This window comes from Planomonospora algeriensis (assembly GCF_977012225.1).
The window spans coordinates 1-6,978 of the sequence record NZ_CDRNDK010000341.1; the positions used below are offsets into that span (position 1 = coordinate 1).

Genomic DNA, 6,978 nt, shown 5'->3' on the forward strand with positions numbered 1-6,978 from the left:
CACGATCGACCCGCGGATCGTCGCCCGCTCCGCCCGCGCGCTGGAGCGCTACGGCCCGGACTTCACCTACCGCCACCACCTGGCGGTCAGGCGGCTGCCCGAGGCGCTGGGCCTGGCCGCGGGGGCCGGGGCCCTGGCGCTCCTGGCGCAGCTCCCGCCGGTGCGCTCCCGGCTGCTGGAGCGCTTCCCGCCCGGCGGCGGGCCCACCCCCGAGCAGCGGGCGGAGAGCTGGTTCACCGTCACCTTCGACGGGCGCGGCGGCGGCGAGCGGGTGGTCACCGAGGTCTCCGGCGGCGATCCCGGCTACGACGAGACCGCGAAGATGCTGGGGGAGTCGGCGCTCTGCCTGGCCTTCGACGACCTGCCGGAGACCGCGGGCCAGACCACCACCGCCGCGGCGATGGGCGAGGCGCTGATCGCCCGTTTGCAGCGGGCGGGGATCACCTTCAGGGTGCTGCGGGACTCACGCGGGTGAGATCCGGCGGGGCCCCGGGGGCGGTCACGCGGGCGAGCTCCGGGAGGCCGCGGCCCGCGCGGGCGGGGGACACCGCCCCGCCGGTCCGGGTCTCAGCGGCTGCGCACCCCGTGGGCGCGGAACTGCGCGTGCACGCGCTCCAGGAGGGCGGCGTCCGGCGGTTCGACGCCGGGCAGCGGGTAGGGCAGGCCGAGCCCGGCGTACTTCGCCTCGGCCATCCGGTGGTACGGCAGGACGTCGACGTGCTCGACGTTGGGCAGGGCGGCGGCGAAGCGGGCCAGGCCGTCGACGTTGTCCTCGGCGTCGGTCAGGCCCGGGACCAGGACGAACCGGATCCAGGTGGGCTTGCCCAGCTCGGCCAGGCGGCGCGCGAAGCGCAGCGTCGGGGCGAGTTCGTTCCCGGTCGTCTTCCGGTAGGTCTCCGGGTTCCAGGACTTGACGTCCAGCAGGACGAGGTCGACGTCGGCCAGCATCGCGTCGCTCGCGCGGGCGCCCAGGTAGCCGGAGGTGTCCAGGGCCGTGTGCAGGCCGCTCTCGTGGCAGCGGCGCAGGAACTCGCCGGTGAAGGCGGGCTGCTGCAGCGGTTCGCCGCCGCTGACGGTGACGCCGCCGCCGGCGATCCGGATGAACCGCCGGTAGCGTTCGGCGCGCGCCATCAGCTCGTCGACCGTGGTGGGCCGCCCGTCCCGCATCCGCCAGGTGTCGGGGTTGTGGCAGTACAGGCAGCGCAGCGGGCAGCCGGAGGTGAAGACCACGAAGCGGGTGCCCGGTCCGTCCACGCCCGTGGACAGGTCCCAGGAGTGGACGGAGCCGGTGGTGGCCGGGGCCGCGGCCCCGGCGTCAGACCGAGCCGTGGAAGGTGCGGTTGAGGACATCGAGCTGCTGCTCTCTGGTCAGGCGGACGAAGTTGACGGCGTAGCCGGAGACGCGGATGGTGAGCTGCGGGTACTTCTCGGGGTGCTCCATCGCCTCCAGCAGGATCTCCCGGTTGAGGACGTTGACGTTCATGTGGAAGCCGCCGCCGTCGAAGTAGCCGTCGAGCACGCCCGCGAGGTTGGCGACCCGCTCTTCGGGCGTACGGCCCAGCCCGGCCGGCGTCACCGTGTTGGTCAGCGAGATGCCGTCCTTGGCCTCGTTGTACGGGAGCTTGGCGACCGAGAGCGCGGAGGCGACCATGCCGTGCCGGTCGCGGCCGTTCATCGGGTTGGCGCCCGGGGCGAACGGCTCGCCCGTGCGGCGGCCGTCGGGGGTGTTGCCGGTGTGCTTGCCGTACACCACGTTGGAGGTGATGGTCAGCACCGACTGGGTGTGCTCGGCGCCGCGGTAGGACGGGTAGGCGCGGATCTTGTTCATGAAGCTCCGGACCAGCCCGGCGGCGATGTCGTCGACCCGGTCGTCGTCGTTGCCGAAGGCGGGGTAGTCGCCCTCGACGACGTAGTTGACCGCCAGGCCGGTCTCGTCGCGGATCACCCGCACGCCGCCGTACCTGATGGCCGACAGGCTGTCGGCGGCCACCGACAGGCCGGCGATGCCGCAGGCGAGGGTGCGCTTGACCGGGTAGTCGTGCAGCGCCATCTCGATGCGCTCGTAGGCGTACTTGTCGTGCATGTAGTGGATGACGTTCAGCGCGTCGACGTAGGTCTCGGCCAGCCAGTCCATCATCTTGTCCAGGGCGGCGGCGACCTCGTCGTAGGAGAGCCGGTCGCCGGCCACCGGCGGGTGCGCGGGGCCGACCTGCTCGCCGGTGATCTCGTCGCGGCCGCCGTTGATGGCGTACAGCAGGGTCTTGGCCAGGTTCACCCGGGCGCCGAAGAACTGCATCTGCCGGCCGACGGGCGCGGCGGACACGCAGCAGGCGATGGCGGTGTCGTCGCCGAACGCGGGCCGGAGCAGGTCGTCGTTCTCGTACTGGATCGAGCTGGTCTCGATGGAGGTCCGCGCGCAGAACCGCTTGAAGCCCTCCGGCAGGTCGGGCGACCAGAGCACGGTCAGGTTGGGCTCGGGCGCGGGCCCGAGGTTGTGCAGGGTCTGCAGGAAGCGGAAGCTCGTCTTCGTGACCAGGGTGCGGCCGTCGCGGCCTATGCCGCCGATCGACTCGGTGACCCAGGTCGGATCGCCGGAGAAGAGCTGGTCGTACTCGGGGGTGCGCAGGAACCGGACGATCCGCAGCTTGACCACGAAGTCGTCGATCAGCTCCTGGGCCCGGACCTCGTCGATCACGCCCTCGTCCAGGTCGCGCTGGAGGTAGACGTCCAGGAAGGTGGAGGTACGGCCCAGCGACATGGCGGCGCCGTTCTGCTCCTTGACCGCGGCCAGGTAGCCGAAGTAGAGCCACTGGATCGCCTCCTGCGCCGTCGCGGCGGGCCCGGAGACGTCGAAGCCGTAGGAGGCGGCCATCTCCGCCAGCTCGCCCAGCGCGCGGACCTGCTCGGCCAGCTCCTCCCGGTCGCGGATGACGTCCGCGGTGGAGGGCGCCTCGTCCAGGGTGCGCAGCTCGGCCTTCTTGGCCGCGATCAATTGATCTACACCGTAAAGGGCGACGCGCCGGTAGTCACCGATGATCCGGCCGCGGCCGTAGGCGTCGGGCAGACCGGTGACGATGTGCGAGCGGCGCGCCGCGCGCACCCGCGGGGTATAGGCGTCGAACACCCCCGCGTTGTGGGTCTTGCGGTACTTGGTGAAGACCTCCTTGACCCGGGGGTCGAGCGCGTACCCGTAGGCCGCCAGGCCGCTTTCGACCATCCGCAGCCCGCCGTTCGGCATGATCGCCCGCTTCAGCGGGGCGTCGGTCTGCAGACCGACGATCAGCTCGTTCTCCCGGTCGATGTACCCGGGGGCGTGCGAGGTGATCGTCGACGGGGTCGAGCCGTCCGCGTCGTAGATGCCGCGCTCCCGCTCCTCGGGGAACATCGAGGTCAGGCGGCCCCAGACGGCCAGTGTGCGCTCCGTCGGCCCGGCCAGGAAGCCGTCGTCCCCGGTGTAGGGCGTGTAGTTGGCCCGCACGAAGTCCCGCACGTCGACGGCGGAGCACCAGATGCCCGGCTGGAAGCCGCGCCAGGCGCCCTGCTCGGCCGCTCGTCCGGTCTCGGTCGTCGTGCTCATGGGGGACCTCCTGGTTCGATTCCTGCTGTGGTCAATGGTCGCCTCCCGGCGGGAGCGCGGGCCGGAGGCGGACGTCACCGGAGGGCGGGACCTTCGTCACGAGCGGGCTCGCGGCCGTGGCGAAGGCCCCGCCGGCGGCCGCTCACGCGGCGCTGAGGACCTCCGGGACCGGCCGCCGGGGCGCACGCGGCACGGCGGGCCCGTAGCCGAGGCGGACGATCATCTGGGGGTGGCCGCGCCGGTGCCGCGGATCGGTGTGGTGGCGCATGTCGCGCAGGTCCAGCGGCTGGTTGAGGAAAGAGGCCGACACCCCGTGCAGGGTGGCGACCAGCAGCATGCGCTGCAGCGCCTGGCCGGCCCGGAGCCAGTCCTGCGGGCCGTCGCCGGAGGTGGTCACGACCACCAGCTGCGGGCGGGCCTCGAAGCGGGCGGTCTCCCGGCTCGCGCGGGCGAAGCCGCGGACGGGCACGGAGGCGCCGTCGGGGCGCGGACCCTGGACGTAGGGCGGGAGCCCGTCGCGGCGCTGCCCGTCCCCGCCCGTCCACCGGACGAGCTCCGCCCGGTACTCGGCGTCGCTGGCGAGCCGCTCCTCGGCCATGGCGACCTCCTCCAGTAGCGCGGTGCCCGCGGGGCCGCCCACGCAGACCAGGTCGGCGCCCTCCATCCGGACCGCCGCGGCCAGCTCCGCCATGACCCCCGGGGGGACGAGGGCGCCGGAGAAGGGCCGGCGGTTGGTGCGGCGGTCCTGGATGGCGGCGTACAGCTCGTGCTCGGCCACCGAGGCGAGCGGAGCCCGTACCGGCCGCACCGCGGCGAGCAGGGTGGACCCGTCGTCCCCGATCTCGGGCAGCGGCCAGGAGACCGGCCGCCAGCCGGCGACGCGCAGTGCCAGGCGCAGGTTGAGCAGGGCGGCGCCGCAGCTGATGTGGAGCGACCGGCCGCGCGGGTCGGCCACCGGCAGCCAGCGGTCCAGGTCGGCGTGGAGCTCGATGTGCTCGCGGCGGTGGACGCCGAAACGCCACGGCTGGGTGTTGTGCACCGACGGCGCGGCGCCCGCCGCGGTGACGAGCCGCCGCAGGCCGGCGTGGGTGGCGAGTGGACTGAGCATGGCGGAACCTCCTTGGTCCCTTTCGAGGCTGGCGCACCGTCCGGCTCCCGGGGCAGGGCCGAAGGTCCCCCCGGGAGGGGGACTCGGGACCCGGGAAGCCTCCGCCCCGTCCCGGGGCCGGGACGGGCGAGCGGAGGGAGGACGGAGGTCCTCCAGGTAAAGGCCGTTCGGCTGGGTGAACGGCCCGTCACGGAGGGTCGAATGGGGACGACCCCTCCCGCAGGAGGCCCGGACCACCGTCCGGCCGCCTCCCCCGGTGCGAAAGCAGACCCGGACCGCCGAGCGGTCCATGCCGTGGGGAGACCGCCGCCGACCGGCGAGCGGCCAGGTCACCACCCAGGGAAAGCACAATGGCAAAGGAATCAGGCGGGCGCCCACGAGGCACGCTCGCCGCAGAACGGCCGGCCCGCGCCGCGGAGCGGCCGCCACAGGAGGGCACGCCACCCGCGCGTGCCGGGGGCGGCGCCCGCCTGGGACTGCCCCAGGCGACGGCGCTGGTCGTCGGGAACATCGTCGGCACCGGGATCTTCCTGCTCCCGGCCTCGCTGGCGGCGTTCGGAACCGTGAGCATCCTGGCGTTCGGCATCGTCACCCTCGGCGCGCTCGCGCTCGCCGTCGTCTTCGGTCGGCTCGGCCGGCGCATCCCGGCCTCCGGCGGGCCGTACGCCTACGCCCGTGAGGGCTTCGGGGAGTTCCCCGGCTTCCTCAACGCCTGGTCCTTCTGGATCACCGCCTGGGCGGGCAACGCCGGCATCGCCTTCGCCTGGGTCGGCTACGTCGTCTACTTCGCCGACGCCGCGTTCGGGCTGGACTGGAGCAGCGTCCCCGCCCAGGTGGTCATCGGACTGACGGGCCTGTGGATCCCGGCGCTCATCAACCTCGCCGGCGTCACCAAGATGGGCGTGTTCCAGCTGGTCACCACCATTCTGAAGTTCGCGCCGCTGATCTTCGTCGCGATCGTCGGCCTGTTCTTCGTCCGGGCGGACAACTTCGGCCCCTTCAACGCCACGGACGGCTCGTGGATCGGCGCGATCTCGGTGGCGGCCGCGCTGGTGCTGTTCGCCTACTCCGGCGTGGAGAGCGCCAGCATCGCCGCGGAGAAGGTCGCCGACCCCGAGCGCAACATCGGCCGCGCCAGCGTCTACGGCACCCTGGCCTGCGCGGTGCTCTACATGCTCGGCACCGTCGCCGTCTTCGGCACCGTCCCGCACGACAAGCTGGTGGACTCCACGGCCCCCTTCGCCGACGCGATCAACGCGATGTTCGGCGGCAGCGCCTGGGGCGTGGTGATGGCCGCCTTCGCGATCATCTCCGGTATCGGCGCGCTGAACGGGTGGACCCTGCTGGTCGCCGAGATGCCGATGGCCGCCGCCCGCGACGGCCTGTTCCCGAAGATGTTCACCCGGATGCGCGGCGGCAACGTGCCGTGGGTCGGCATCGTCGCCGGCACGGCCCTGACCTCGATCACGTTCGTGCTGGCCTTCGCCGCGGAGAACGCCTTCAACACCATCCTGCTGCTGGCCGCCTTCACCACGGTCGTGCCCTACCTGTTCTCCGCCGCCGCCCAGCTGTTCTGGCTGGCCACCGGGGAGCGGCAGGCGGCGCGCAAGGGCCTGGCCTGGAACATGGCCCTGGCGGTCACGGCCCTGCTGTTCAGCTTCTGGATGATCTTCGGTGCGGGCGCCGACGCCGTCTTCCAGGGAACGCTCATGCTGCTGGCGGGCATCCCCGTCTACATCTGGGTCAAGGCCTCGCGCGGCGAGTACGGCCCCAGGGAGATCAAGAGAACGACAGGAGAACCGCGATGACCTTCCACGTCGACTCCGAGGTCGGCCGGCTCCGGCAGGTCGTCCTGCACAAGCCGGAGCTCTCGCTGAAGCGGCTGACCCCCTCCAACAAGGACGAGTTCCTCTTCGACGACGTGCTGTGGGTGCAGCGCGCGGTGGAGGAGCACCTGGAGTGGCAGCAGGTCCTGCGGGACCGGGGCATCACCGTCCACCTCCTGACCGACCTGCTCCGCGAGACGGTCACCGTCCTCGAAGGCCGCAGGCACATCCTCGACGGCGTCATCGACGAGCGCGTGTTCGGGCCGCTGGCCGCCGACGCCGTCCGCAACACTCTCGACGCGATGGACCCGGCCACGCTGGCGCGCTTCCTCACCGGCGGCATCACCAAGCGGGAGCTGATGGAGTACGGCTGCGAGCCGGGGAACTCGGTGGCGTTCCGCACGCTGGAGACGGACGGCTTCGTCCTGCCGCCGCTGCCCAACCACCTGTTCACCCGCGACACCTCC

General features: G+C 72.6%; 5 protein-coding genes and 1 pseudogene. 3 read left to right on the forward strand and 3 right to left on the reverse strand.

Features of this window, described 5'->3' with window-relative positions; translation table 11 throughout:
* A pseudogene (locus tag ACWJ6R_RS26770) lies at positions 1-475 on the forward strand (saccharopine dehydrogenase); the annotation flags it as partial.
* Between the two features lie 92 nt (positions 476-567).
* Here the strand turns inward: ACWJ6R_RS26770 and pflA are convergent.
* The 3 genes from pflA to ACWJ6R_RS26785 form a co-directional block, all read right to left on the reverse strand.
* Positions 568-1,350 carry a pyruvate formate-lyase-activating protein gene (gene pflA, locus ACWJ6R_RS26775; RefSeq protein WP_449064888.1) on the reverse strand — a complete coding sequence of 261 codons (783 nt, stop codon included), beginning with the start codon at positions 1,348-1,350 and terminating at the stop codon, positions 568-570.
* The gene (gene pflB / locus ACWJ6R_RS26780; protein WP_449064889.1) at positions 1,316-3,577 is read right to left on the reverse strand and encodes a formate C-acetyltransferase; all 2,262 of its coding nucleotides are present in this window, start codon (positions 3,575-3,577) and stop codon (positions 1,316-1,318) included. Before pflB ends, pflA begins: the two co-directional genes overlap by 35 nt.
* Positions 3,578-3,719: 142 nt before the next feature.
* A complete protein-coding gene (locus ACWJ6R_RS26785; RefSeq protein ID WP_449064890.1) occupies positions 3,720-4,685 on the reverse strand; it encodes an Acg family FMN-binding oxidoreductase in 966 nt (321 codons plus the stop codon).
* Between the two features lie 350 nt (positions 4,686-5,035).
* On the opposite strand from ACWJ6R_RS26785, the gene ACWJ6R_RS26790 reads away from it, so the two are divergent.
* Together ACWJ6R_RS26790 and ACWJ6R_RS26795 are read left to right on the forward strand one after the other, a co-directional pair.
* The gene (locus ACWJ6R_RS26790; RefSeq protein ID WP_449064891.1) at positions 5,036-6,493 is read left to right on the forward strand and encodes an amino acid permease; all 1,458 of its coding nucleotides are present in this window, start codon (positions 5,036-5,038) and stop codon (positions 6,491-6,493) included.
* Positions 6,490-6,978: arginine deiminase family protein (locus ACWJ6R_RS26795; protein ID WP_449064892.1), on the forward strand; the 489-nt coding region annotated here is incomplete at its 3' end. The genes ACWJ6R_RS26790 and ACWJ6R_RS26795, both read left to right, overlap by 4 nt.

Bases quoted from the DNA above. Each gene is read 5' to 3' on its own strand.
- pflA (WP_449064888.1), bottom strand. From the start codon at position 1,350: ATGTCCTCAACCGCACCTTCCACGGCTCGGTCTGACGCCGGGGCCGCG.
- pflB (WP_449064889.1), bottom strand. From the start codon at position 3,577: ATGAGCACGACGACCGAGACCGGACGAGCGGCCGAGCAGGGCGCCTGG.
- ACWJ6R_RS26785 (WP_449064890.1), bottom strand. From the start codon at position 4,685: ATGCTCAGTCCACTCGCCACCCACGCCGGCCTGCGGCGGCTCGTCACC.
- ACWJ6R_RS26790 (WP_449064891.1), top strand. From the start codon at position 5,036: ATGGCAAAGGAATCAGGCGGGCGCCCACGAGGCACGCTCGCCGCAGAA.